Below are 26366 nucleotides of genomic sequence, written 5' to 3'. Positions count from 1 at the left end.
TTGAATATGAATAGATTATTTAACATGAGAATAAATATTCTTACATTATTATTGGCCATGATGATGCCTTGGTATCCTTTATATGTTTATTCACAACGTGAACGCATATTAATGGATGAAGGATGGCTATTTGCCTTAGGTTCCGCTTCATCTCCGGAAAAAGATTTTGGATGTGGAACAGAGGACTTCAATTATCTGACTAAAGCCAATTCAGTTCATAACAAAGGTCCTTATTCAAAGGACTTTGATGATTCGGAATGGGAGAAGGTCGATTTGCCACATGACTGGGCAGTGCATTTACCATATGATAGAAATGCTATACATAGCCATGGATATAAAATGTTGGGGTATAAATATCCTGAAAATAGTGTGGGATGGTATCGTAAGATTATAAACATACCGGAAACAGATTTGGGACGTCATTTGTATTTGCAGTTTGACGGCATTTTCAGGGATTCAAAAATATGGGTCAACGGATTTTATTTAGGAGGTGAGCCAAGTGGATATGCTACACAGACGTATGATATTTCGGAATACCTGAATTACGGGGGAGAAAATTTGATAACCGTTCGTGTAGATGCCTCAATGGCTGAGGGTTGGTTTTATGAAGGTGCAGGAATATATCGTCATGTGTGGTTGCATAAAATGTCTGACTTACATGTGGCTCCTTTTGGAACTTTCATAAGCAGCAGGCTTAACTCTACATATGATTCCGCAGTTTTAAATATTGAAACAAATATAGAAAACTCCGGAACGAAAGCAGTATCTTTCAAATTACGTCATATATTATTTGACCGTGAAGGAAAAGAAGTTGGCAGTTGTGATGGTAATGGCGAAAATGTATATCCAAAGACCTCACAAACAGTATGTTCGCAATTGACTGTGGATAATCCGAAGCTTTGGAGTACAGACAATCCATATCTGTACAATGTAATGACAGAGGTTTTTGTAGATGATAAGAAAGTTGATACTTACAATACTACAATTGGTATTCGTGAAGTTAAATTTGATGCGAACAAAGGTTTCTTTTTGAACGGAAAAGTGGTGAAGCTGAAGGGAGTGAATATGCATCAGGATCATGCCGGTGTTGGGGCTGCAATTCCAGATGCCTTGCAGATTTTTCGTTTGAAGAGGTTGAAAGAGTTTGGATGCAATGCTTACCGTTCTTCGCATAATCCGATGACTCCTGAATTGCTTGACGCATGCGACAGTTTGGGTATTCTTGTAATAGAAGAAAATCGTCTTACAGGAATAAATAACGAGCATGTGCGTCTGTTGAAACGCATGATTGAGCGCGACAGAAATCATCCTAGTATTATACTTTGGAGTGTCGGTAATGAGGAATGGGGTATGGAATGGAGTGAACAAGGAACACGTGTGATAGCTTCTATGCGTGAATATTGTCATAGATTTGATCCAAGCAGGATGATGACTGTAGCATCAAGCGGTGGACCTTCAGTCCTTGTTCCTGCTGATGTGGCAGGTTATAATTACATACTCCAGAATCCGATTGACAAATACCGTGGGCAATATCCATTACGATGTGGTATTGGTACTGAAGAAATTTCAGGGTGCGGAACTAGAGGGGTATATTTTGATGATTTTAAGAACGGGCATATGGCATCACTTAATCTTAAGCCTAATGGTAAAGACAGTGTACTTAACTGCATAGAACGTGGATGGAAATTTTATTGCGAGCGTCCTTGGTTAGGAGGTATGTTTTATTGGGTTGGATTTGATTTCCGTGGTGAACCTAATCCAATAGGTTATCCACAGACCGGAACTCATAAAGGTATTTTCGATTATTGTGGCTTCCCAAAGGATGAGGCATGGTATTTAAAATCATGGTGGACTGACGAACCTACACTTCATATATTCCCTCATTGGAACCTGGGAGGACATGAAGGCGACAGTATCAAGGTTTGGGTTTACAGTAATTGCGACGAAGTGGAACTTACTGTTAATAATAAAAAACTTGGACGTAAAAAGATGCCTGAAAATGGTCATTTGTCATGGGATGCCATTTATTATCCTGGTACAGTCAAAGCTATAGGATTTAAGAACGGTAAAAGACAATTAACACGGATGATTCGTACATCAGGGAAACCGGAATCCATTGTACTGACTGCAAACAAGGATACATTGTTTGCAAACGGACAAGATGTAGCTGTTATAGATGTGGAGCTAAAAGACAAGAAGAATAATTTTGTTCCTACAGCTTGTCCTTTGTTAAAGTTTACCGTTGAAGGTCCTATACGGATTTTAGGTGTAGGGAATGGTGATCCTGCATATAAAGATGGTGATTCGCCGAAGGATAGAGGTGCGCGCCACTATCAGGTAAAATCATTCAATGGCTTGGCACAAATCTTATTGCAATCTGATACACAGAAGGGAACGGCTACTTTAACAGTAGAAGGAGAAGGGCTTGCCGGAACTTCTTATACAATTGAATGCAAGTAGTTTTTATATTTATCCTATGAAGAAGATAATATTTTTTATTCTATCTATTCAGGCCGTTATTGGAACAGCCCAAACAGCGTTTCTTGACAATATATATTATTATATAGAGAATCCGGCAATATTTGAGGTTAATCAGGAGCCGGGAAGAAGTTATTATATACCAGAAAGTAACATTTCACTTAACGGCTTATGGAATTTTAGGTGGTTTGTTACCCCGGATAGCATACCAGCTGATTTTTATAGTTATAGTTACGATGATGATAACTGGGATAAAATAGAAGTACCTTCAAACTGGGAAATGTTGGGATATGGTGACAAGCTCTTCAGAAATGTGAATGCCCCATTTAAAGTCAATGTGCCGTTTGTGCCGAGAGACTATAATCCTACAGGTCTGTATCGGAAAACTTTTACAATACCTGATGATTGGGATGGCAAACAAGTATTTTTGCGTATGGAGAAAGTTGCCTCAGCATCATTCGTATGGATAAACGGGCAAGAGGTGGGATATAATGAAGGAGCTCAGGAGCCTGCCGAATATAATATCACGTCTTGTTTAAGGGAAGGTAAAAATGTTATTTCTGTTTTGGTAGTCAAATATAGTGACGGCTATTATCTTGAAGGTCAGGATTATTGGCGCTTTGCAGGAATATTTGATGATGTCATAATCTATTCAACACCGGATACAAGATTGTTTGATTGGTGTGTTGAAACAGAATTGGATGATAATTATATCAACTCAGAACTTAATCTAAGAGTAGATGTAAAAAGGTATGGAAATAGTATAGAAGGTGAGTTGAAAGTAAAAGCCGTTTTGCTGGATAGACACTCCGATATAATAAGTGAGTTTTCATCTCCTTTGTTTGAAATAGAGAGGGAACAGTCTGTATCTATATCAAAAGAAATAATCAATCCTTTGAAATGGACTGCTGAAACACCAAATCTATATGACTTGCATTTGTTACTTTTAAACAGTCAGGATAAGATAATTGATAAAATTGAAACAAAAGTAGGTTTTAAGGAAACGCAAATAATAGATGGAGTATTTTGCTTGAATGGAGTTCCAGTAAAGATCAATGCTCAGAATTCACATATGCAACATCCGCGATGGGGACATGTGATGCGTGAGGATGTTATCAGACAGGATTTTGAATTATTGAAACAGTTTAATTTTAATGCCGTGCGTACTTCGCATTATCCTCCTGTGAATTCATATCTAAGATTGGCCAATGAGTATGGACTTTATGTAATAGATGAGGCAGGAGTTGAAGCTCATGCAACAGAATGGGTATCTGAAAGAAGTGATTTCACGGAAATGTATAAAGAGAGAGTGCGAAGGATGGTCTTGCGGGATAGAAATTATCCTTGTGTCTTGTTTTGGAGCGCTGGAAATGAGTCTGGTGAGGGATTTAATATTACGGAAGTTGTGAAAGAAGGCAAGAAATATGATGAAACAAGGCTTTGGATGTATGGTGGAAATGCACCAATACATGAAGCAGAGGATATTGTCGGCCCTAGATATCCTAGTCCGATAGAGTTGGAAATACAACAAGGTATGGGCTATGATAATGATATAAGACCTTCTTTTATGGATGAATATTTGTCTGTAGCAGGAAATGGAGGCGGTGGATTGGATGACTATTGGCGTGTCATAAATTCTCATTCAAGGACAATCGGCGGAGCTATTTGGGATTTTGTTAGTCCTGGTATAGAAGAAAAAGTAAGGAGGATACAGGACGGCTCACCATTTGATACTCCTGCAAACATTATGGGAAAAGTATCCTTGAAAAGGATTGGGAATAATACGGTTGCAGACTTTAGTGGTCATGATGCATGGATTGAGATTTACAGAGGAGAGAATCTGGAGTTGACGAGTAATCAGCTTATTTTAAAATTTGATGTATATCCGCGTGCTTCATGTAAGGATTCAGGCTCTTTTATAACTAAGGGCAATAATCAATTTGGGGTACATCAAAACGGAGTAGATGAAATAAAGTTTTATATTTTCACTGACAAAAGGTACGAACTGACAGCAAAACTTCCGTTAAACTGGGAGTATAATTGGCATAGTGTATTATGTGAGTATGATGGGAAATTCATGTCTATATCTGTAGATAATATAGAATTGGCAGAGATGCCTGCTAATGGTCATATTAAGAATCTGCCATTCCCGGTAAATATAGGTCGTAATTCAGAAACCCAGGGGTGTGATATTAATGTTGCTATATGTGACGCAATGATTGATAATGTCGCCATATTTGATAAAATCTATTCAGCAAATGGTTTGAATAAAGAAAATTCTGTACTATGGCTTGATTTTGAGAATGAAAACTCGTCAGGGACATTTTATAGCTATGGTATTGGTGCAAGGACTTACGGTTCAATATGGCCTGACAGAAAGCCGCAACCGGAAATGTGGCAAATGAGAAAATCTGCACAACCGGTTGATTTCAAATGGATAGATAATAATGGCAATTTTATTGTTGAGATATGGAATAAGCATAGTTTTATAGAAGTGGATAAATATTTGGTTGAATGGTTCCTTACGGAGGATTGTAAAATTGTTCAACGTGGCATTATAGATGAGAATATAGCTCCGTTGCATAAAAAGAATGTGGCTATATCTATTTCTATACCTGAAATAAAAGATAATGTAGAATATAGATTGGAATTTAAGGTAAGCCTGAAGAGTAAAGAGATATGGGCCGATAAAGGTCATATAGTTGCATGGGAACAGCTTGATTTGCCATGGCATAGGGACATTGTTTTACCTATGCAATGTGGAAACCATAATTTGAATTGTGTAGATACTGATACTTGTTTGTGGGTAGAAGGAGATGGTTTTAAATATGGATTTTCTAAAGGAACTGGACGATTGTTTTCTTTATATATAAATAATGAGGAGGTAATAAAGTCAGATGTTGAATTTAATGTATGGAGAGCCCCTCTTGCTAATGAACTGGACGATTGGGCTGCATGGGGAGAAGATCGTACTGGCTGGAAGAAAGAATATGGTATGCGTACCGTCAATGAACAATATTCTTTCGGGATTGATAAATTGAAGGATATCATGGTATCTTTTGATTATAATAAAGGAAATGATGTTGTCAATATTTATAGCCGAAGCTATAAATTGTCTCCTGATGAGTCTTATGGAAAACTAGATAAGTATATATCAGGCGTTCAGATAAATGGATTTGAGAATATATATAGATATTGCGTTAAAAATACTGGAGAGATTGATATAAACCATATGATTGTTCCACAAGGTAGACTTCCGAGGTGGTTAATGAGGGTAGGCCTTACAATGGAAATAGATTCCACTTATAATAATATTTTATGGTATGGAAGAGGACCTCAAGAAAATTATCCAGATAGAAAAACAGGATATCCGGTTGGACAATATAGCTCAAATGTTAATGATATGTATGAACCTTATCTGATACCGCAAGATTATGGTTTGAGATGTGATAACAGATGGTTGATGATTAAGAATAAGAGCGGACGTGGCTTAAAAATCTCTATGAATGAATTGTTTAATTTTAATGTATATCCGTTTTCGACTGATAATCTAACCAAATCATTATATACTTATCAGTTGAAGAAAAGTAAGAATGTTACTTTGAATCTTGACTATGCAACTTCTGGAGTTGGATGTACATGCAGGTCTATAATGTTACCATATAAAGTACCAGTAACAAAATATGAGAGGAGTATAAAATTTTTGCCTTTAAATAAATAATTGGTAACATTTTAAAATAAAATAGCCTATTTCGAGATTAATCTGTAATGAAATAATACCTGCTATGTAAAGTGTAAATAGTAAGACAAATAATAAGTTTAATATAATATTAATTCAAACATGAAAAAATTAATTACGATTACATGCCTGATGATGATGCAGGCTGGAGCAATGGCAAAAATAGTATTGCCTGAAATCTTGAGTGACAATATGGTTTTGCAGCAGCAAACAGATGTTTGTCTGTGGGGAAAAGCAGATAGTGACAAGGAAATAACAATTTGTCCTTCTTGGACGAATAATGTTTATAGAACAATGTCAGATAAGGATGGCAAATGGATAATAAAAATAGAGACTCCATCTGCAAGTTATCAGACTTATGCCATAACATTATCCGATGGCGAGGAAACAAAGTTGAGTAATATTCTGATAGGTGAGGTTTGGTTTTGCTCCGGACAGTCTAATATGGAAATGCCTTTAAGGGGGTTTTGGGATGCTCCAATAGAAGGTGCAAATGAATTGATAGCTACGGCCTCGAAATGGAAAGGCATACGAGTTGCTACAATAGGAAGGGACGGGCAAACAGAACCTGTTGATTACTGTAGGGGCAGTTGGAAAGTCAGTAATCCTGAAAATGCTCCTGAATTCAGTGCCACAGGGTTTAATTTTGCTATGATGATGAATCAGATATTGGATATTCCTATTGGTATTATTAATTGTAGTTGGGGCGGTTCTACCGTAGAAGGGTGGTTACCTCGTGAAATAGTGGCGGAATATCCTGATATTGACCTGGAACGTGATATAAGGAGAGAAGACGGATGGTGGCATTATACTAGCCCTACATTGATGTATAATGGTATGTTACATCCATTACAAAATTATACTATTAAAGGTTTCTTATGGTATCAGGGTGAAGCCAATGTGGGAAAACATAATACTTATGCCGAACGCTTGAGGACAATGGTTGAATTATGGCGTAAAGAATGGGGGCTTGGTGAACTTCCTTTTTACTATGTGGAGATAGCACCTTTCAACTCTCCAGAAACAAATTTATTTGCTCTTCTACGAGAGTCTCAGTTCAAAGCTCAGTCCATGATTCCTAACAGTGGTATGATTTCTACAAATGATTTGGTTATGCCTTATGAAATGAAAAATATTCATCCGAAGAATAAGACAGATGTTGGGAAAAGACTTGCTTATATGGCGTTGAGCAAAACCTATGGTGTACGTGGTATTGAGGCGTATGGACCAGTTTATAAGTCAATGTATATGAAGGATGGTGATGTTTACCTCACATTTGATAATGCTCCGGAAGGCTTCAATCGCATGTCAGACATGGAAGGCTTTGAGATGGCAGGCGAAGACAAAGTGTTCTATCCCGCAGAGGCTGAAGCGTGTGGTAATCAGATAAAAGTAACATGTGAAAATGTAAAAAATCCTGTTGCCGTAAGGTATGGATTCCGCGATTATAAACCGGGTAATGTAGCAAACCTTCGTAGTCTTCCTTTATATCCATTCAGAACAGATAATTGGGAATAAAATATTTGAAGGTGCTCCATCATTTTTATATTGGTGGAGCGCTTTGCATTTATAAAATTGACCATTTATAAATGTTTTTATTGGATAATTCCATAAAAAGATGTTTTTTTGAAAACTGAAAATATCAAAATCTAATGAGAATGTTAAAACATATATTGTCATTTTTATTATTCACCTTTATTGTGTTTTCTGTTAAAGCAGACAATATTAAAATTGCATGTGTAGGTAACAGTATAACAGAAGGCTTTGGGCTGGAAAATCCGTCGCAGGAAAGTTATCCGGCTGTTCTTCAGTCTTTGTTGGGTGATGATTACGAAGTGGGAAATTTTGGACTCAGTGCCAGAACATTGCTCATGAAAGGTGATTTGCCTTATATGAAGGAACAGCGTTTTAAGGATGCACTTGAATTTCTACCGGATATTGTTACAATAAAACTTGGTACAAATGATTCCAAACCTCATAACTGGCTGCATAAGGATGACTTTAGGCATGACTTGAATACATTGTTGGATAGTTTTTCTGCTTTGTCGTCTTCTCCTAAAATCTACTTGTGTCTGCCTATTCCTTCTGATAATAAAGGATGGGGAATAAATGACAGTATAATATATAATTGCATAATTCCGATTATAAAAGAAGTGGCTGTGGAACGGAATATCAGTATGATAGACCTAAATACTGCTATGAAACCTTATTATCCTAATGAATATCAGGATGGAGTACATCCGAACAAATATGGTGCAAGGATAATTGCTGAGTCTATTTATAAATCTATTACAGGAATGGACCTTTTGCCTGAGTTCAGACGTTCTGAGATGGTGCTGTGGTACGATGAACCGGCTGCACAGTGGGAGGAAACTTTACCATTGGGTAATGGTAGGCTTGGAATGATGCCTGACGGCGGAACTGAAAAAGAACGGATTGTTCTCAATGAGATAAGTATGTGGAGCGGTTCTGAGGCTGATTATCTTAATCCTGAGGCATCAACCAGTTTGTCTGAAATACGCAGACTGCTTTTTAAAGGAAAAAACAAGGAAGCACAGGAGCTTATGTATAAAAGCTTTGTACCTAAGAAACCTGAAAAGGGTGGTACTTACGGTGCTTATCAGATGCTTGCTGATATGAATATAGAATATTCTTATCCGATTGCTGATGAAAGTATAAGCGATTACAGACGTTGGCTGGATTTGAGTGAGAGTGTTGCTTATACTTCTTTCAGAAAAGGTGGGGTAAATTATGTACGCGAGTATTATGTTTCCAGAACTGCAGATGTTATGGTTGTACATATAAAGGCAGATAAAGGAAATTCAATATCTTTCAAGATGAGTCTGAGTAGACCAGAGAGAGGAGAGGTAGAAAGTCCTTCGGACGGCAAGCTTCTTATGTCGGGTGAACTTGATAGCGGAAGCAAGGCAAGAGGCGTACGATACTCGGCCATAACAAGTGTTGTAGGTCTTGGAGATAAAGCGGAGAGAGAAACAGGAGAGGATTATATATCTGTACGAAATGCGGATGAAGCATGGGTATTTGTATCAGCCAAGACTTCGTATCTGAATGGAGAAGTGTATTCTACCGAGGCTGAGCGTGTTCTGGATAATGTTTTGGATTATGACTGGAACAAACTTAAAGCGGAAACAATTTCGGCATATGGCGATTATTTTCACCGTGTGGGTATTCATTTGCCTGAGAATTCCAATATTTCACATCTTACTACAGACAAACGTATAGAGAGTTTTCAGTCGTCTGACGACCCTTCACTGGCTGCACTATATTATAATTATGGAAGGTATCTGTTTATAAGCAGTACACGTCCGGGTAGCCTTCCTCCAAATTTGCAGGGCTTATGGGCAAATGAGCCTGGCACTCCATGGAATGGAGATTATCATACAAATATTAATGTCCAGATGAACCATTGGCCATTGGAACAGGGTAATCTTACAGAACTTTATCTTCCATTGATTGATTTGGTGAAACGTTTGGTTGAGAGTGGTGAGGAAAGTGCCAAGTCCTTTTATGGAGAAAACTCCAGGGGATGGGTACTTCATATGATGACAAATGTGTGGAATTACACTGCTCCCGGAGAACATCCGTCGTGGGGAGCCACAAATACGGGCGGAGCATGGCTGTGTGCGCATCTTTGGGAACATTATCTCTATACTGGGGACAGGAACTATCTGTCGGAGATTTACCCTATTCTTAAAGGAGCGTCCGAGTTCTTCTATTCCACCATGGTGAAAGAGCCAAAACATGGATGGCTGGTAACTGCTCCTACATCATCGCCTGAGAATTCTTTCTATCTTAAAGGAAAAGACCGTACACCTATAAGTGTCTGTATGGGACCTACTATGGACATACAGCTGGTTAGGGAGTTGTATTCTAATGTAATAACGGCATCACATATATTGTCTGTCGATTCATTGTATGCAGACTCTTTGAAGAAAGCTATATGTCAGCTTCCTCCTCATCAGATTAGTAAGAAAGGGTATCTGATGGAATGGCTGGAAGATTATGAGGAGACAGATGTTCACCATCGTCATGTGTCACATTTATATGGATTGCATCCTGGCAATCAGATTTCGGTTTATAATACTCCGGAGTTGGCTGAGGCATGTAAAGTGACTTTAAACAGACGCGGAGATGAAGGTACCGGATGGAGCCGTGCGTGGAAAATTAATTTTTGGGCACGTCTTGGCGACGGCAATAGAGCTTATAAACTGTTCAAGAGTTTGCTTTATCCTGCATATACTCAGGATAATCCTAAACAGCATGGAAGCGGTACGTTCCCAAATCTGTTTTGTTCGCATCCACCATTCCAGATGGATGGAAACTGGGGTGGAACTTCAGGAATAGGAGAAATGCTTCTTCAAAGTCAGGATGGTTTTGTGAATCTTTTACCGGCAATACCTGACAGCTGGCAAGAAGGTAAATTCTATGGTATGAAAGTGAGAGGTGGAGCTACTGTCGGACTGAAGTGGAAGAATGGTAGAGTGGTACAGGCTATAATAAAAGGTGGTTGTATGCCTGAACTGAAGATTAAAATACCTGGATATTGTAGTATAATAACAGTAAATGGTAAAGAATGCAGTTCTAACGGAATGTTATTGCTTAATACGGAAAGAGATAAAGATTATATCATAAATTTTAAATATTGAGTATCATGAAACAACTAAAGAATTTGGTTATTGCCTCTGCATTATGTGTCGGTATGAGTTCTTGCGGTGGTAATAAGAATGAAATTCCACCCGCTATTCCTTCAGATCCTGAAATAGAATTAAATATAAAGGAATGGCTTGGCAAGATGACCTTGGAAGAAAAGATAGGTCAGATGTGTGAAATAACAATAGACGTTGTAAGCGATTTTGAGAAAAGCAAGAAACACGGCTTTGTGCTTAATCAGGCTATGCTTGACACTGTAATAGGAAAATATAAGGTAGGCTCATTGCTTAACGTTCCTTTGAGTATAGCACAGACCAAAGAAAAATGGGCTGAGGCTATAAAGCAGATTCAGGACATTTCAATGAAGGAAATAGGCATTCCTTGTATATATGGTGTCGATCAGATACATGGAACTACATATACTCTTGGTGGCACAATGTTCCCGCAAGGTATAAACATGGCTTCTTCTTTTAATCGTGAGCTGGTCCGTAAAGGTGCAGAAATATCTGCATACGAAACAAAAGCCGGATGTATTCCATGGACATACGCTCCTGTAGTGGATTTGGGACGTGACCCACGCTGGTCGCGTATGTGGGAGAACTACGGCGAGGACTGCTATGTAAATGCTGAGATGGGTAAAGCGGCCGTTGTCGGTTTCCAGGGTGAAGACCCTAATCACATAGGAGAGTATAATGTAGCCGCTTGTATGAAACACTATATGGGATACGGTGTTCCTGTTTCCGGAAAGGACCGTACCCCTTCGTCAATATCACGCAGTGACATGCGCGAGAAACATTTCGCTCCATTCCTTGCAGCTGTTCGTAACGGTGCTTTGAGCGTGATGGTAAATTCCGGTGTTGACAACGGTATGCCTTTCCATGCCAACCGTGAATTACTGACTGAATGGTTGAAAGAAGACCTGAACTGGGACGGTATGATTGTGACCGACTGGGCAGATATAAATAATCTTTGTACCCGCGACCACATTGCAGCCACTAAGAAGGAAGCGATAAAGATAGCAATCAATGCAGGTATAGACATGTCTATGGTTCCATACGAGGTAAGTTTCTGTACTTATCTGAGAGAACTTGTAGAAGAGGGTGAAGTTCCTATGAGCAGAATAGACGATGCCGTATCACGTGTTCTTCGTCTTAAATACCGTTTGGGACTGTTTGAGAATCCATATTGGGACATCAGGAAATATGACAAGTTCGGTTCTTCAGAATTCGCTGCAGTTGCTCTTCAGGCAGCCGAAGAATCGGAAGTTCTTCTTAAGAACGAGAACAATATACTTCCAATAAAGAAAGGCCGTAAGATTCTGCTGACCGGTCCTAATGCAAATTCCATGCGTTGTCTTAACGGCGGATGGTCATACAGTTGGCAGGGACACCGCGCCGACGAGTGTGCCCAGGCATATAATACCATATACGAGGCATTTTGCAACAAGTATGGAAAGGACAATATCATTTATGAACCGGGCGTTACATATGCTCCTTATAAGAATGACAACTGGTGGGAGGAGAACACTCCTGAAATAGGTAAAGCCGTATCGGCTGCTTCGCGTGCCGATGTCATAGTGGCATGTATAGGTGAGAATTCCTATTGTGAAACTCCAGGAAATCTGACAGATCTTACCCTTTCAGAGAATCAGCGTAATCTGGTAAAGGCACTTTCAAAGACCGGCAAGCCTATTGTGCTGGTATTGAATCAGGGACGTCCACGTATTATTAACGAAATAGAACCATTGGCTCAGGGAGTTATCAATATAATGCTTCCAAGCAACTACGGTGGCGACGCTTTGGCTAACCTTATGTCCGGTGATGCCAACTTCAGCGCCAAGATGCCTTTTACATATCCTAAATATATCAATGCTTTGGCAACATACGATTATAAGCCTTGTGAGAATATGGGACAGATGGGTGGTAACTATAATTATGATTCAGTGATGGATGTCCAGTGGCCGTTCGGTTTCGGTTTGAGCTATACAACATACAGTTATGATAATCTCCGTGCAGATAAGACCTCTTTCACAGCAAATGATGAAATAACAGTGTCTGTAGATTTAACGAATACTGGAAGTGTAGCAGGTAAAGAGGCTGTTCTTCTGTATTCAAAAGATATGGTTGCGAGCAGCACCCCTGACAATATCCGTCTGCGTAATTTTGAGAAGGTATCGTTACAGCCGGGTGAAACCAAGACCGTAAGCATGAAGATAAAAGGAAGCGATTTCGCCTTTGTAGGTTATGATGGTAAGTGGCGTTTGGAGGAAGGTGACTTCAAACTGAAATGCGGTGATAAGTGGATTGATTTAAGCTGTTCAGAAACTAAGGTTTGGGAAACTCCTAATATCTGATATCTTAATATGGCTGGGAGTGATGATTTGTATTGTCTCCCGGCCTATTATTCAGTAATAATCAGTAAAACAATTATTTTAATTTATGACATGAAAAGACGTTTTACACTTTTGTTTACTTTTTTGCTTATAACTTTAGTTCGTGTTTACCCTGAGCATGTTAATAAAATTGTTGTTCAGACAAATAAAATAGGTGCAGAGATACAACCTACTATGTATGGGCATTTTTTTGAAGATATAAATTACGGTGCTGACGGAGGGCTTTATGCAGAGTTGATTAAGAATCGTTCATTTGAGTTTCCGCAAAATTTTATGGGATGGTATATTTTTGGTAATGTTAAGCTTTTAAATGATGGCCCTTTCGATAAGAATCCGCATTATGTACGGTTGTCATATTCAGGACATCCTGCCAAAAGTACGGGAATAGAGAATGAAGGATTTTTTGGAATAGGAATAGAAGCCGGTGAAAACTACCGTTTCAGTGTATGGGCAAGAGGTGAAAATCAAAGAATAAGAGTTGAACTTATAGATAATGATTCTATGGGAGAAACCCAAGTTATCACTTCACAAGAGCTTGATATTAATTCTAAAGAATGGGAAAAATATGAACTTATATTGACTCCCAAACAGACTTTAGCGAAATCTCATCTTCGTATTTTCCTGATATCTGGTGGCTCTGTTGATTTGGAACATGTATCATTATTCCCTATCGACACATGGAAAGGACGTGAAAATGGATTGCGTAAAGACTTAGTGCAAGCTTTAGCCGATACAAAGCCTGGAGTCTTCCGTTTTCCTGGGGGATGTATTGTTGAAGGAACAGATTTGGCCACAAGGTATAATTGGAAGAATTCTGTTGGACCGGTAGAAAATCGTCCTTTAAATGAAAACCGCTGGCATTATAGTTTTCAGCATAGATTTTTTCCAGATTATTTCCAAACTTATGGAATGGGATTCTATGAACTCTTCCTGCTGGCTGAAGATATGGGTGCAGAACCATTGCCTGTACTTAGCTGCGGTCTTGCATGTCAGTTCCAGAATGCGAATGAAGAAGCACACGTAAAAGTTTGCGACCTTCAGCCATACATACAGGATGCTCTCGACCTTATCGAGTTTGCAAACGGAGGTATAGACACCAAATGGGGAGGCCTTCGTGCCGAGATGGGACATCCGGAACCGTTCAACCTCAAGTTCATCGGAATTGGTAACGAACAGTGGGGCTCTGAATATCCAGAACGTCTGAAACTATTCATAGAAGCAATACGCAAGGTATATCCTGAGATGAAGATTATAGGTTCGTCAGGCCCTGGCTCTGAGGGTAAGGATTTTGAATATCTGTGGCCGGAAATGAAGAAACTGAAAGTTGATTTGGTGGACGAACATTTCTACCGTCCTGAAGACTGGTTCCTAAACTCAGGAAGCAGATATGACAACTACGACCGTAAAGGTCCGAAAGTGTTTGCAGGCGAATATGCGTGCCACGGCAAGGGCAAGAAATGGAATCATTTCCACGCGTCACTTCTTGAGGCTGCTTTCCTTACAGGCGTAGAACGTAATGCCGACATCGTACATATGGCTACATACGCTCCGCTGCTTGCACACGTTGAAGGATGGCAGTGGCGTCCTGACCTGATATGGTTCGACAATCTACGCTCTGTACGCACATGCAGCTGGTATGTTCAGAACCTGTACGGACACAACAAGGGAACAAACGTTATTCCTCTGACTATGGACAAGAAGGCTGTAAGCGGCCAGGAAGGACAGAACGGACTCTTTGCAAGTGCGGTATTGGACAAGGACAACAATACTTACATTCTGAAAGTTGTCAATACTTCGGACAAGAGCCAGAAGCTGAACATCGAATTCAAAGGCCTGAAGAAATCAGTATCACTCGTCAACGGCAAGTGCATCACTCTTCATTCTGACAATTCCGACGCAGAAAACACTCTTGACGAACCAAACAAGATTGTTCCTGTGGAAAAGGATATCAACATCGAAAAGAACATCCTGAACATCGAAATTGGAGAAATGACATTCGCAATATATAAATTTGAATTAAGTAAGGAATAATTTATAGTATATTATTGAATATACTATTGTTGGTAATCGTTACAGAAATTCTCACGATAAAAGATCAGATTAGACAGTAAGTCATTTTTAAACTGTATAGTTTTATAAATGAACCAAAAAATAAACAGAGGCATGTCGATATTTATTCATATCTTCATGCCTCTGTTGCTGATTTCTTATTCAGTCACCTCAACTCCCTTAAGAGTAGCTGAGCTTGATTCTGTAATCTTTACTTTTACGAAATCACCGATACGGTGTGAACCTCTGTCGAATACTACGACTTTGTTCTGTTCCGTACGTCCGAACAATTGTTCCTTTGAGCGTTTTGATACTCCTTCTGCAAGAACTTCGAATGTTTTTCCTACATCCTTTGCGTTGCTTTCTGCCGAAAGCTGGTTCTGCAACTCAATCATTTCGTTCAGACGTCTGATTTTGATTTCTTCTGGTACATCGTCAGGAAGATGTTTCGATGCGTATGTACCCGGTCTTTCGGAATACTTGAACATGAATGCCGAGTCGTATGCACATTCGCGCATGAGCGACAGTGACATCTGATGGTCTTCTTCCGTTTCGCTGTGGAATCCTGAGAATATGTCTGTGCTGAGTCCGCAGTCAGGGATTATGCGGCGTATAGCCTCTGCTCTTTCAAGATACCATTCGCGTGTATATTTTCTGTTCATCAGTTTCAGTATGCGAGAACTTCCGCTCTGTACCGGCAGGTGGATGTGCTTGCATACGTTTGGCACTTCTGCTATGACATGTAGTGTCTCGTCGCTCATGTCCTTAGGATGTGATGTGGTGAAACGTACTCTCATTCCCGGAACGGCTTCGGCTACTATACGAAGGAGCATAGGGAATGTAAATGTTTCTCCGTCTTTTTCAAATCGGTATGAGTTTACGTTCTGCCCCAAGAGTGTTACTTCCTTGTAGCCCTTCTTTTCAAGGTCATGTACCTCATTGAGGATACTTTCTACGTCGCGGCTTCTTTCGCGTCCTCTTGTATAAGGAACGATACAGTAATGGCAGAAGTTGTTACAACCACGCATTATTGATACGAATCCTGAAATGTGGTTTCCGCAGATACGTGAAGGGATTACATCACGGTAAGTTTCTGTAGTCGACAGTTCCACGTTGATGGCTTTCTCGCCTGCTTCTACCGATGCTATAAGTTCCGGAAGAGTCAGGTATGCGTCCGGTCCTGCCACAAGGTCAACATGATGGTTTTCTATCAGGTCTTCTTTCACACGTTCTGCCATACAGCCCAATACACCGACTATCAGATTCTTTCTTTTCTTTCTCAGAGAATGGAAGAATTCCAGGCGGTTCAGAATCTTCTGTTCCGCATTGTCCCTGATGGAGCATGTGTTCATAAACACTGCGTCAGCCTCTTCAAGAGTTTCGCATGGAGAGTAGCCTGCCATCTGCATGATGGATGCTATTACTTCACTGTCTGCCACATTCATCTGGCATCCGTAAGTCTCGATGAACAGTTTTTTGCTGTCCTGTTCAGTTGCAGATTTTAAGTCTGCTCCTGTTGCTTCATTTGTCATAAATATGTATATTAGTTGATAAAATTTCTGCAAAGATAGTGCAAACCGAGCGAAGCACAAAGTGAAAACAAAGTTTTCGACTTTTGATACCGAGGTGCAGCCTTTCTTATCTAAAGATACTGCAAACCGAGTGAAGCACAAAGCGGAAACAAAGTTTTCGGTATATGGCTCCAAAACGCTTCGTCGTTTGAGTTTAAATGACGAAACGTTTTGAATCGAATGACGAAGCGTTTTTCCTTGGATAGATGACAGTTTTTAATTATAGATTTAAAAAGACTGCTCTTTTGTCGTAAAAACAGCTGTTATTGCTGAAAAATGTATTTTTTATTAGAAAATAATGATAAAAATGTTGGTTTTGACGTTTTTTTTCTAACTTTGGACTGCCTCAAAAATACTATTTGATTTTCAAATATATACAAATAACTTTAAAAACACAATATCATGAGCTATAAATTTATGACAGCGGCCGAAGCTGCAAGTTTGATTAAAGACGGAGACATTATTGGATTAAGTGGATTTACACCAGCCGGAACTCCTAAGGCTGTTACTGCCGAGTTGGCTAAAATGGCAGAGGAAAAGCACGCGCGTGGAGAACATTTTAAGGTGAGTGTTCTTACAGGTGCATCAACCGGTGATTCATGTGACGGCGTTCTGATACGTGCAAATGCTCTCGATTTCAGAGCACCATATACTACAAATGCCGATTTCCGCAAGGCTTGCAACAACGGACAGGTAAAATACTCTGATATACATCTGTCACAAATGGCTCAGCGAATCCGTTCAGGCTTCTTGGGTAAGGTGAATGTTGCCATAATGGAAGCTTGTGAACTTACTGCCGACGGACGTATCTACCTTACTGCCGGTGTGGGTATTTCTCCTACCGTTGCACGTCTGGCAGAAAAAGTTATAGTTGAACTTAATGCTGCTCATAACAAGAACAGTCTTATGGGAATGCATGATATTTATGAACTTGAACGTCCGCCACATCGTCGTCCTATAATGATAGAACATGCTAGTGACCGTATCGGAACGCCATATATTCAGGTCGATCCGGCCAAGATTGCGGCTGTGGTGGAAGTGAATATTCCTGATGAGGCGCGCGGATTCCATGATCCGGACCCTATAACAGACAAGATTGGTCAGAATGTGGCGGACTTCCTGGTGAACGATTTGCGTAAGGGTACAATACCTTCTACTTTCCTGCCTTTACAGTCTGGTGTAGGTAATATAGCAAATGCAGTGTTGAGTGCATTGGGCAAGAATCCTGATGTGCCTGCTTTTGAGATGTACACAGAAGTAATACAGAACTCAGTGATTGATTTGGTGAAAACCGGTAGAATTAAGTTCGGAAGTACATGTTCATTGAGTGTGACAAACGACTGTCTGCAGGATATTTACGATAACATTGAGTTCTTCCGCGACAAACTTGTATTGCGTCCTTCTGAAATTTCAAACTGTCCGGAAGTGGTACGCCGTCTTGGAGTTATCTCAATGAATACGGCAATCGAAGCTGATATTTACGGTAATGTAAACTCTACACATATCTGCGGAACAAAGATGATGAATGGTATCGGAGGTTCTGGCGACTTTACACGCAGTGCTTATATCTCTATCTTCTCCTGTCCTTCTACAGCTAAGGGTGGATGCATCAGTTCTATTGTTCCTATGGTTTCGCATCAGGACCACAGCGAACACTCTGTAAATGTGATAATTACAGAACAAGGTATTGCCGACCTTCGTGGCAAGAGCCCTATGGAACGTGCCAAGACTGTTATCGAAAACTGCGCTCATCCGGACTACAAGCAGCTGTTGTGGGATTACCTCAAGATAGCCAGCAAGGGACAGACCAGCCACAGCCTTTCTGCTGCGCTGGGAATGCATGAAGTATTCCTTGACAAGGGAGATATGCGTCTGACTGACTGGGCGGATTTTAAAAAGTAAAAACGAATTAAAATAATATGCGGGCAGCAGCAAGAGTTATAATACTTTATCTCTTGTTGCTGCTTTTTGCTTTCATTCTATTGTCTTTTGGGGTATCTTTATTTTTTTTATTGTATCTTTGCAAACAAATTGGATAAATAACGTAAAATCAAATATATAAAGTACATCGCTATGGAATATAATTTCAGGGAGATAGAAAAAAAATGGCAACGGAAGTGGGTGGAAAATAAGACCTACAAATTTTCGGAAGATGAATCAAAAAAGAAGTTTTATGTGTTGAACATGTTCCCTTATCCGTCGGGAGCAGGACTTCACGTAGGTCACCCGCTGGGATATATTGCCAGCGATATATATGCCCGCTACAAGCGACTTCAGGGTTTCAACGTTCTTAACCCGATGGGTTACGATGCTTACGGATTGCCTGCAGAACAGTATGCAATTCAGACAGGGCAGCATCCTGCAGTAACTACAGCTGCCAACATCGCACGCTATCGTGAACAGCTTGACAAAATCGGTTTCTGCTTTGACTGGGACCGCGAAGTCCGTACTTGCGAACCTGATTATTATCACTGGACACAGTGGGCTTTTCAGAAGATGTTCAACAGCTATTATTGCAACTCATGCGGTAAGGCTCAGCCTATCGAAAACCTGGTTAAGGCTTTCGAAACAAAAGGTACTGAAGGACTTGATGTGGCTTGCAGCGAAGAATTGAGTTTCACTGCCGAAGAATGGAATGCTAAATCAGAAAAGGAACAGCAGGAAATCCTGATGAACTATCGTATAGCTTATCTTGGAGAAACTATGGTGAACTGGTGTCCTGCACTGGGTACTGTATTGGCTAATGATGAGGTTGTGGACGGTGTTTCTGAACGTGGAGGACATCCTGTAGTGCAGAAAAAGATGCGTCAGTGGTGCTTGAGAGTTTCTGCTTATGCACAGAGATTGCTCGACGGACTTGAAACTGTTGACTGGACAGACTCTCTGAAAGAAACACAGCGTAACTGGATTGGCCGTTCGGAAGGTGCTGAAGTTCGTTTCAAGGTTAAAGACAGTGACATGGAATTCACTATCTTTACAACACGTGCGGATACTATGTTCGGTGTTACTTTCATGGTTCTTGCTCCTGAAAGCGAACTTGTTCCACTGCTTACTACTGAGGCTCAGAAGGCTGAAGTTGAGGCTTATCTTGACCGTACAAAGAAACGTACTGAACGTGAACGTATATCAGATCGCCGCGTGACAGGTGTGTTCAGCGGTTCGTATGCGGTAAATCCGTTCACTGGTGAGGCTGTACCTATCTGGATCAGCGACTATGTACTTGCAGGTTATGGTACAGGTGCTATTATGGCAGTTCCTGCTCACGACAGCCGTGACTATGCTTTTGCAAAACATTTCAACTTGCCTATCGTTCCGTTGGTTGAAGGATGTGATGTAAGCGAAGAAAGCTTCGATGCAAAGGAAGGTATCGTTTGCAACTCTCCAAAGGCCGGAGCAACTCCATATTGCGATTTGAACCTCAACGGTCTTACAATAAAGGAAGCTATCGCTACTACAAAGAAATATGTAAAGGAACATAACCTCGGACGTGTAAAGGTTAACTTCCGTTTGCGTGACGCTATTTTCTCACGTCAGCGTTATTGGGGTGAGCCATTCCCTGTTTACTACAAGGACGGTATGCCATATATGATAGACGAAAGCAAATTGCCTTTGCAGTTGCCTGAAGTTGCCAAGTTCCTTCCTACTGAATCCGGTGAACCTCCATTGGGACATGCCACAAAATGGGCCTGGGATGTAAATGCAGGCGAGGTAGTTGAAAACTCTAAGATAGACAATGTAAACGTATTCCCTCTCGAACTTAATACTATGCCTGGTTTTGCCGGTTCAAGTGCATACTATCTGCGCTATATGGATCCACACAACGATAAGGCTCTCGTTTCTGAGAAGGCAGACAGATATTGGCAGAATGTTGACCTCTATGTAGGTGGTACAGAACATGCTACGGGTCACCTTATATATTCACGTTTCTGGAACAAGTTCCTGTTCGACCTCGGTGTAAGTGTTAAGGAAGAACCATTCCAGAAACTTGTAAACCAGGGTATGATTCAGGGACGAAGCAACTTCGTATATCGTATAAAGGATACAAATACATTCGTATCTCTCGGACTGAAAGACCGGTATGACGTTACTCCTCTCCATGTTGACGTAAATATCGTATCAAATGATATCCTCGATGTTGAGGCATTCAAGAACTGGCGTCCTGAATACAACAATGCTGAATTTATCCTTGAAGACGGTAAGTATGTATGCGGATGGGCAGTAGAGAAGATGAGTAAGTCTATGTACAACGTAGTAAACCCTGATATGATTGTTGAGCGTTACGGAGCCGATACATTGCGTATGTACGAAATGTTCCTTGGCCCTATCGAACAGTCTAAGCCATGGGATACTAACGGTATCGACGGTGTTCATCGTTTCTTGAAGAAATTGTGGAGCCTGTTCTATAGTCGTAATGACGAATTCCTTCCTCAGGATGGTGAAGCTACAAAAGAAGAACTTAAGGCTGTACACAAACTTATTAAGAAGGTTACAGGAGATATCGAGACATTCTCTTACAACACTTCAATCAGTGCATTCATGATTTGTGTAAACGAACTCACTTCATTGAAATGTCGTAACAAAGCAGTCTTGAGCGACCTTGTAGTTGTTATAGCTCCGTTTGCTCCTCACTTGGCAGAAGAACTTTGGGCAGCTCTTGGAAACACTACATCGGTTTGTGATGCTCAGTGGCCTGCATTCAACGAAGACTATCTGAAAGAAGATACAGTGAAATATACAATCTCTTTCAATGGTAAGGCTCGTTTCACTATGGAATTTGCTGCTGATGCAGACAATGATACAATCCAGTCTGCAGTTCTTGCTGATGAACAGTCACAGAAATGGATTGAGGGTAAGACTCCAAAGAAAGTGATTATAGTTTCTAAGAAGATAGTAAATGTTGTTCTGTAAATCATATTTATGGAAGCATTGTTAAAAAGAAAATTTGGCCGGGAGACGAAAGACTACCTGGCCATAACTTTAGGTTTGATATGTTACTCTATAGGTTGGGCGGCATTTCTTTTGCCTTATCAGATTACTACAGGAGGAGTAACAGGTATAGCTGCTATAATCTATTATGCGACAGGTGTTGAAATTCAGGTTTCATATTTCATAATTAATGCCGTATTCTTAGGTTTTGCATTGAAAATACTCGGACCTAAGTTCAGTATCAAGACCATATATGCCATAATCATGCTGACGTTTCTGTTATGGTTTTTCCAAATGTTATTTAAGGACGATAGTGGAAAATTACCAATGTTGCTTGGTCCCGGACAGGACTTTATGGCATGTGTCATAGGAGCCGGACTTTTAGGTTTTGGTATTGGTCTTGTGTTTTGTCATAATGGTAGTACCGGCGGGACTGATATCATTGCATGGATTATCAACAAGTATAAGGATGTTACTCTTGGACGTATGATGATGTATTGTGATATAATCATTATATCTTCCTGTTATTTTATTTTCCATGATTGGCGACGTGTATTGTTTGGCTTTTGCGTGTTGTTTGTCATGAGTATAGTGATAGATTATGTGATTAACAGTACCCGTCAGTCTGTTCAGTTCCTTATATTCTCAAGAAAACATGATGAAATAGCTCAGGGTATTTCCACTCAGATTAACCGTGGAGTTACATTGTTAGACGGAAAAGGATGGTACAGCAAGCAAGATATCAAGGTAGTGGTTGTTCTTGCAAAGAAAAGTCAGTCGCTCGATATTTTCCGTCTTGTAAAGGATATAGACCCTAATGCCTTTATTTCTCAGAGTAACGTTGTTGGAGTTTACGGTGAAGGTTTTGACCCATTGAAAGTTAAGTAAATTATGAAGAAACTGGTTTTTGCAACAAATAACGCACATAAGCTGGAGGAAATCCGTGCTATATTAGGCGATAAGGTAGAGATTTTGAGCCTTAATGATATAGACTGCCATGCCGATATCCCTGAAACTGCTGATACGCTGCAAGGTAATGCTGCATTGAAGGCACAGTATATATATGAGAACTATGGTCTTGACTGTTTTGCCGATGATACAGGTCTTGAAGTCGAGGCTCTGAATGGTGCGCCCGGAATTTATTCTGCCAGATATGCCGGTGGAGAGGGGCATGACTCTGAAGCTAATATGAAGAAACTGCTTTCTGAGATGCAGGATAAGGAAAACCGTAAGGCTCGTTTCCGTACTGTTATCTGTCTGATTGAAGGCGGTAAGGAACATTTCTTCGAAGGAATAGTAAACGGAAGTATAATCCGTGAAAGAAAGGGAGGAGCCGGATTCGGTTATGACCCTGTATTTATGCCTGACGGCTATTCGGAAACATTTGCCGAGATGGGTAATGATGAGAAGAATAAGATTAGTCATCGCGCGAGGGCGGTACAGAAACTTTGCGAGTATTTATTATAAAACAAAAAAGTCAGAGATTTTCTCTGACTTTTTTGTTTATAGTAATTTTATTCCGCCAAAACGAAATCAAGCTGTTTCTTTTCCAGATTTGCGCGTGCCACTTTTATCTTGATAGCATCACCAAGGCTGAATTTCTGATGATAGCGTCGTCCTATCAGGCAATAGTTCTTTTCGTCGAACTCATAATAGTCATTGCCAAGGTCGCGCATAGCAATCATACCTTCACATTTGTTTTCGTTTATTTCAACGTAGATACCCCATTCAGTTACTCCGGAGATTACTCCATCGTAAGCGGTTCCGATATGCTCGCTCATAAATTCTACCTGCTTGTATTTGATGGATGCGCGTTCTGCACTTGCGGCTGTTTGTTCCATGGCCGAGCTGTGTTCGCACATGCTTTCATACTTGTCGGCCTGTGCACTACGTCCTCCGTCCAAGTAGCGTGTCAGCAGACGGTGAACCATAAGGTCAGGGTAACGGCGTATCGGTGAAGTGAAATGAGTATAATAGTCGAACGCAAGACCATAGTGGCCGATATTGTGGATAGAATACCTTGCTTTCTGCATTGAGCGCAAAGATACTGTTTCCACCAAGTTCTGTTCGCCCTTTCCGTTTACATCCTTCAACAGACGGTTGATAGACTTTGATACCTCAGTCTTTGTTCCGCTTGTACGGATTTTATATCCGAAACGTGCGATAAACTGATTAAGGTTATCCAGTTTGTCCGGATCAGGCAGGTCGTGGATACGGTATGGGAATACCTTTGCCTTTTTGTTCTTAGGTACTTTTCCTATATGTTCCGCTACGGTGCGGTTTGCTAAAAGCATAAATTCTTCTATCAGCTTGTTTGCTTCCTTCGACTGCTTGAAATAAACGCTCAAAGGTTTTCCTTTTTCGTCTATCTCGAATCTTACCTCGCAACGGTCAAAATCGATAGCTCCTGCAGCAAGGCGTTTTTCACGGAGTATCTGAGCAAGCTTGTTCAGTTCGAGCACTTCTTCCTTGAATTCACCTTCACCGGTTTCTATGATATTCTGAGCCTCTTCGTATGTAAAACGTCTGTCTGATTTTATCACTGTATGTCTGATACGGTAGTTCTTGACTTCAGCCTTTTCGTTCATGTCGAATATCACTGAATAAGCCAATTTCTCTTCGTTAGGACGCAGTGAGCAGATGAAGTTACAAAGACGTTCCGGCAACATAGGTATCGTACGGTCCACAAGATATACGGATGTGGCACGTTTCAATGCTTCCTTGTCTATGATACCGCCTTCTTTGACATAATGTGAAACGTCGGCTATATGTACTCCTACCTCCCAAAGTCCCGGTTTCAGTTGTCTGATAGAGAGCGCGTCGTCGAAATCCTTCGCATCCTTAGGGTCGATAGTAAATGTGGTGACATCGCGGAAGTCCTCACGCTCAGCATAATCCTCTTTTGTGATTTCTGCAGAGAACTTTTCGGCTGCAGCTTCTACAGACTGTGGATAAGTATATGGCAGTCCGTATTCAGCCAGTATGGCGTGCATCTCAGTGTTGTTTTCGCCGGCCTGTCCAAGCACGTCTATAACCTCACCGAAAGGATTCTTTGCTTCGTCCGGCCATTCTGTAATTTTCACTACAGCCTTATCGCCATTCTTTGCTCCTTTAAGCTTTTCTTTAGGTATAAAGATATCGTTGGCAAGTGTGCTTGTTTCTGTAATGAGGAAAGCATAGTTTTTCGATACTTTCAGTGTACCTACGAAAGTTGCTTTTGCTCTGTCAAGTATTTCTATCACTTGTCCTTCTATCTTCTGTTTCTTACATTTTGCACAGAGAGAAATCTTCACCTTGTCATTGTTCATGGCGTGGGCCGAGTTTCTTTCAGCAATAAAGATAGGTTCTCCGCCATCATCAGGTATAAACGAGTTCTTGCCGTTACTTTTTCTTACGAAAGTACCGGTCATTATCTGACCTCTGTCATTCAGTTTCCATCTTCCCTTTTCTGTTTCAATCAGGAAGTTGTCTTCTGCCATATCCTTCACTATGTCTGTACATAGCATTTTGGTAGGATGTGTTGTTAGTTTCAGTCCCAGGAATAATTGCTTAAGACTTATAGCCTCAGTCGGTTTGTTGCGGAAATAGTTGATGATGAGTTCCGACATCTCTTTTTTCTTCATTCTCTTTCCGCCTTTTTTTTATTTTTAGCCATAGCTATTCCTCTATTTGTTAGTTTCTACAAAGTAAGCAAAATAAATGGAATAAAGATATAATAGTCCGATTTATTTTCTTGTGAACCTGTAAAAGTGCCACAGTTTCTGATTTTCTGAACTATATATGTAATATTATAGCTTTTCGGTTATTACGCCTGGCTCAATCTCCAGCTTTGAGAATGCAAACATTTTCTTGCCCAAGTCTTTCAGGGAAGCGCCGATATGATATACTTCTTTATTGTCAACTATCAGAAAACGGTCATGGCTGTTATGGTAAGTTCTTATATTAACAGGTGGGTATTGATCGTTATGTTTGTCAAGGTCAAGCTGTAGCTGTTTTGTTATCTTTTTTGTATAGATGGTGGCGGATACACCTGGATTGCGTTTACTCAACATGAGTAAAACAGATTCATCTACATAGTTGTCTATCAGCAGAAGAGATTTCTTGGCAGATTTAATAAGGTCGGTTGCAAATTTGTAGGCATCGAATATCTGTTCGTCGAAAAAGATACCTTCTACAGGCGGCAATGATGTACGGACAAAGAAATCAATCTTTCTCGAATGTTCAGATAAAGTTTCTTTTATTCTTGTAAGCTCTTTTCCCATATCATTAAGGCGTTGATTGACGGAATATCCTTTTAACAGATAATCTTTCAATACTCCATTTGCCCATCTTCTAAACTGAACTCCTCTGTAGCTTTTTACCCTATATCCGACAGAAAGAATTAACTCAAGATTGTAATATTCAACTTGTCGAGTAACGCATCTATCACCTTCTTTTTGAACTGTCGCAAATTTTGCGACAGTTGCCATATCTTTTAACTCTTCTTTTAACCCAAGTTTGATAGTAAATTTATGCTTTTCTTTGCTACTCAGTATTTTGC

At 40.2% G+C, this 26366-nt stretch carries 13 protein-coding genes; 10 read left to right on the top strand and 3 right to left on the bottom strand.

The genetic code is table 11. The features are described from left to right. The first annotated feature begins 6 nt into the window (after nt 1-6). From galA to QZ379_RS01805, 6 genes are all read left to right on the top strand, one after another. Nucleotides 7-2460 (top strand): beta-galactosidase GalA, encoded by a 2454-nt coding sequence (galA, locus tag QZ379_RS01830; RefSeq protein WP_291557648.1) that lies wholly within the window; start codon nt 7-9, stop codon nt 2458-2460. Between the two features lie 16 nt (nt 2461-2476). After that, on the top strand, nt 2477-6199 hold the full coding sequence (locus QZ379_RS01825) for a glycoside hydrolase family 2 TIM barrel-domain containing protein (protein WP_291557644.1): 3723 nt from the start codon (nt 2477-2479) through the stop codon (nt 6197-6199). Nucleotides 6200-6319: 120 nt separating this feature from the next. After that, nucleotides 6320-7735: a sialate O-acetylesterase gene (locus tag QZ379_RS01820; protein ID WP_291557641.1), complete on the top strand. Its 1416-nt coding sequence runs from the start codon at nt 6320-6322 to the stop codon at nt 7733-7735. Nucleotides 7736-7869: 134 nt separating this feature from the next. Beyond that, nucleotides 7870-10884 carry a glycoside hydrolase N-terminal domain-containing protein gene (locus QZ379_RS01815; protein ID WP_291557638.1) on the top strand — a complete coding sequence of 1005 codons (3015 nt, stop codon included), beginning with the start codon at nt 7870-7872 and terminating at the stop codon, nt 10882-10884. A gap of 5 nt (nt 10885-10889) precedes the next feature. Then, entirely contained in the window at nt 10890-13241 is a 2352-nt protein-coding gene (locus QZ379_RS01810) for a glycoside hydrolase family 3 N-terminal domain-containing protein (protein ID WP_291557635.1), read from the top strand. Between the two features lie 90 nt (nt 13242-13331). After that, nucleotides 13332-15311: an alpha-L-arabinofuranosidase C-terminal domain-containing protein gene (locus tag QZ379_RS01805; protein WP_291557632.1), complete on the top strand. Its 1980-nt coding sequence runs from the start codon at nt 13332-13334 to the stop codon at nt 15309-15311. Nucleotides 15312-15487: 176 nt separating this feature from the next. Here QZ379_RS01805 and miaB read toward each other — a convergent pair whose 3' ends face one another. Further along, nucleotides 15488-16861, bottom strand: coding sequence for a tRNA (N6-isopentenyl adenosine(37)-C2)-methylthiotransferase MiaB (gene miaB / locus QZ379_RS01800; RefSeq protein WP_291557629.1), 1374 nt, complete (start codon nt 16859-16861; stop codon nt 15488-15490). Between the two features lie 441 nt (nt 16862-17302). On the opposite strand from miaB, the gene QZ379_RS01795 reads away from it, so the two are divergent. From QZ379_RS01795 to QZ379_RS01780, 4 genes are all read left to right on the top strand, one after another. Continuing rightward, a complete protein-coding gene (locus tag QZ379_RS01795) occupies nt 17303-18802 on the top strand; it encodes an acetyl-CoA hydrolase/transferase family protein (RefSeq protein ID WP_291557626.1) in 1500 nt (499 codons plus the stop codon). 171 nt (nt 18803-18973) lie between these two features. Continuing rightward, complete coding sequence (gene leuS, locus QZ379_RS01790) at nt 18974-21808, top strand: leucine--tRNA ligase (RefSeq protein WP_291557624.1); 2835 nt, start codon at nt 18974-18976, stop codon at nt 21806-21808. Between the two features lie 9 nt (nt 21809-21817). Beyond that, the gene (locus QZ379_RS01785) at nt 21818-22714 is read left to right on the top strand and encodes a YitT family protein (RefSeq protein WP_154044248.1); all 897 of its coding nucleotides are present in this window, start codon (nt 21818-21820) and stop codon (nt 22712-22714) included. Further along, nucleotides 22715-23293, top strand: a complete 579-nt coding sequence (locus tag QZ379_RS01780) for a non-canonical purine NTP diphosphatase (protein WP_291557691.1) — start codon at nt 22715-22717, stop codon at nt 23291-23293. It begins immediately after the preceding gene. A 47-nt stretch (nt 23294-23340) separates the two neighbouring features. Here QZ379_RS01780 and rnr read toward each other — a convergent pair whose 3' ends face one another. Together rnr and rhuM are read right to left on the bottom strand one after the other, a co-directional pair. Next, nucleotides 23341-25449 carry a ribonuclease R gene (gene rnr, locus QZ379_RS01775; protein WP_291557617.1) on the bottom strand — a complete coding sequence of 703 codons (2109 nt, stop codon included), beginning with the start codon at nt 25447-25449 and terminating at the stop codon, nt 23341-23343. Nucleotides 25450-25614: 165 nt separating this feature from the next. After that, nucleotides 25615-26366 (bottom strand): RhuM family protein (gene rhuM, locus QZ379_RS01770; protein WP_291557614.1); only part of this gene is annotated, 752 nt, incomplete at its 5' end.

Source organism: Bacteroides sp., assembly GCF_019417265.1.
Taxonomy (GTDB): domain Bacteria; phylum Bacteroidota; class Bacteroidia; order Bacteroidales; family Bacteroidaceae; genus Phocaeicola.
This window is presented reverse-complemented; position numbering and strand designations above follow the sequence as displayed.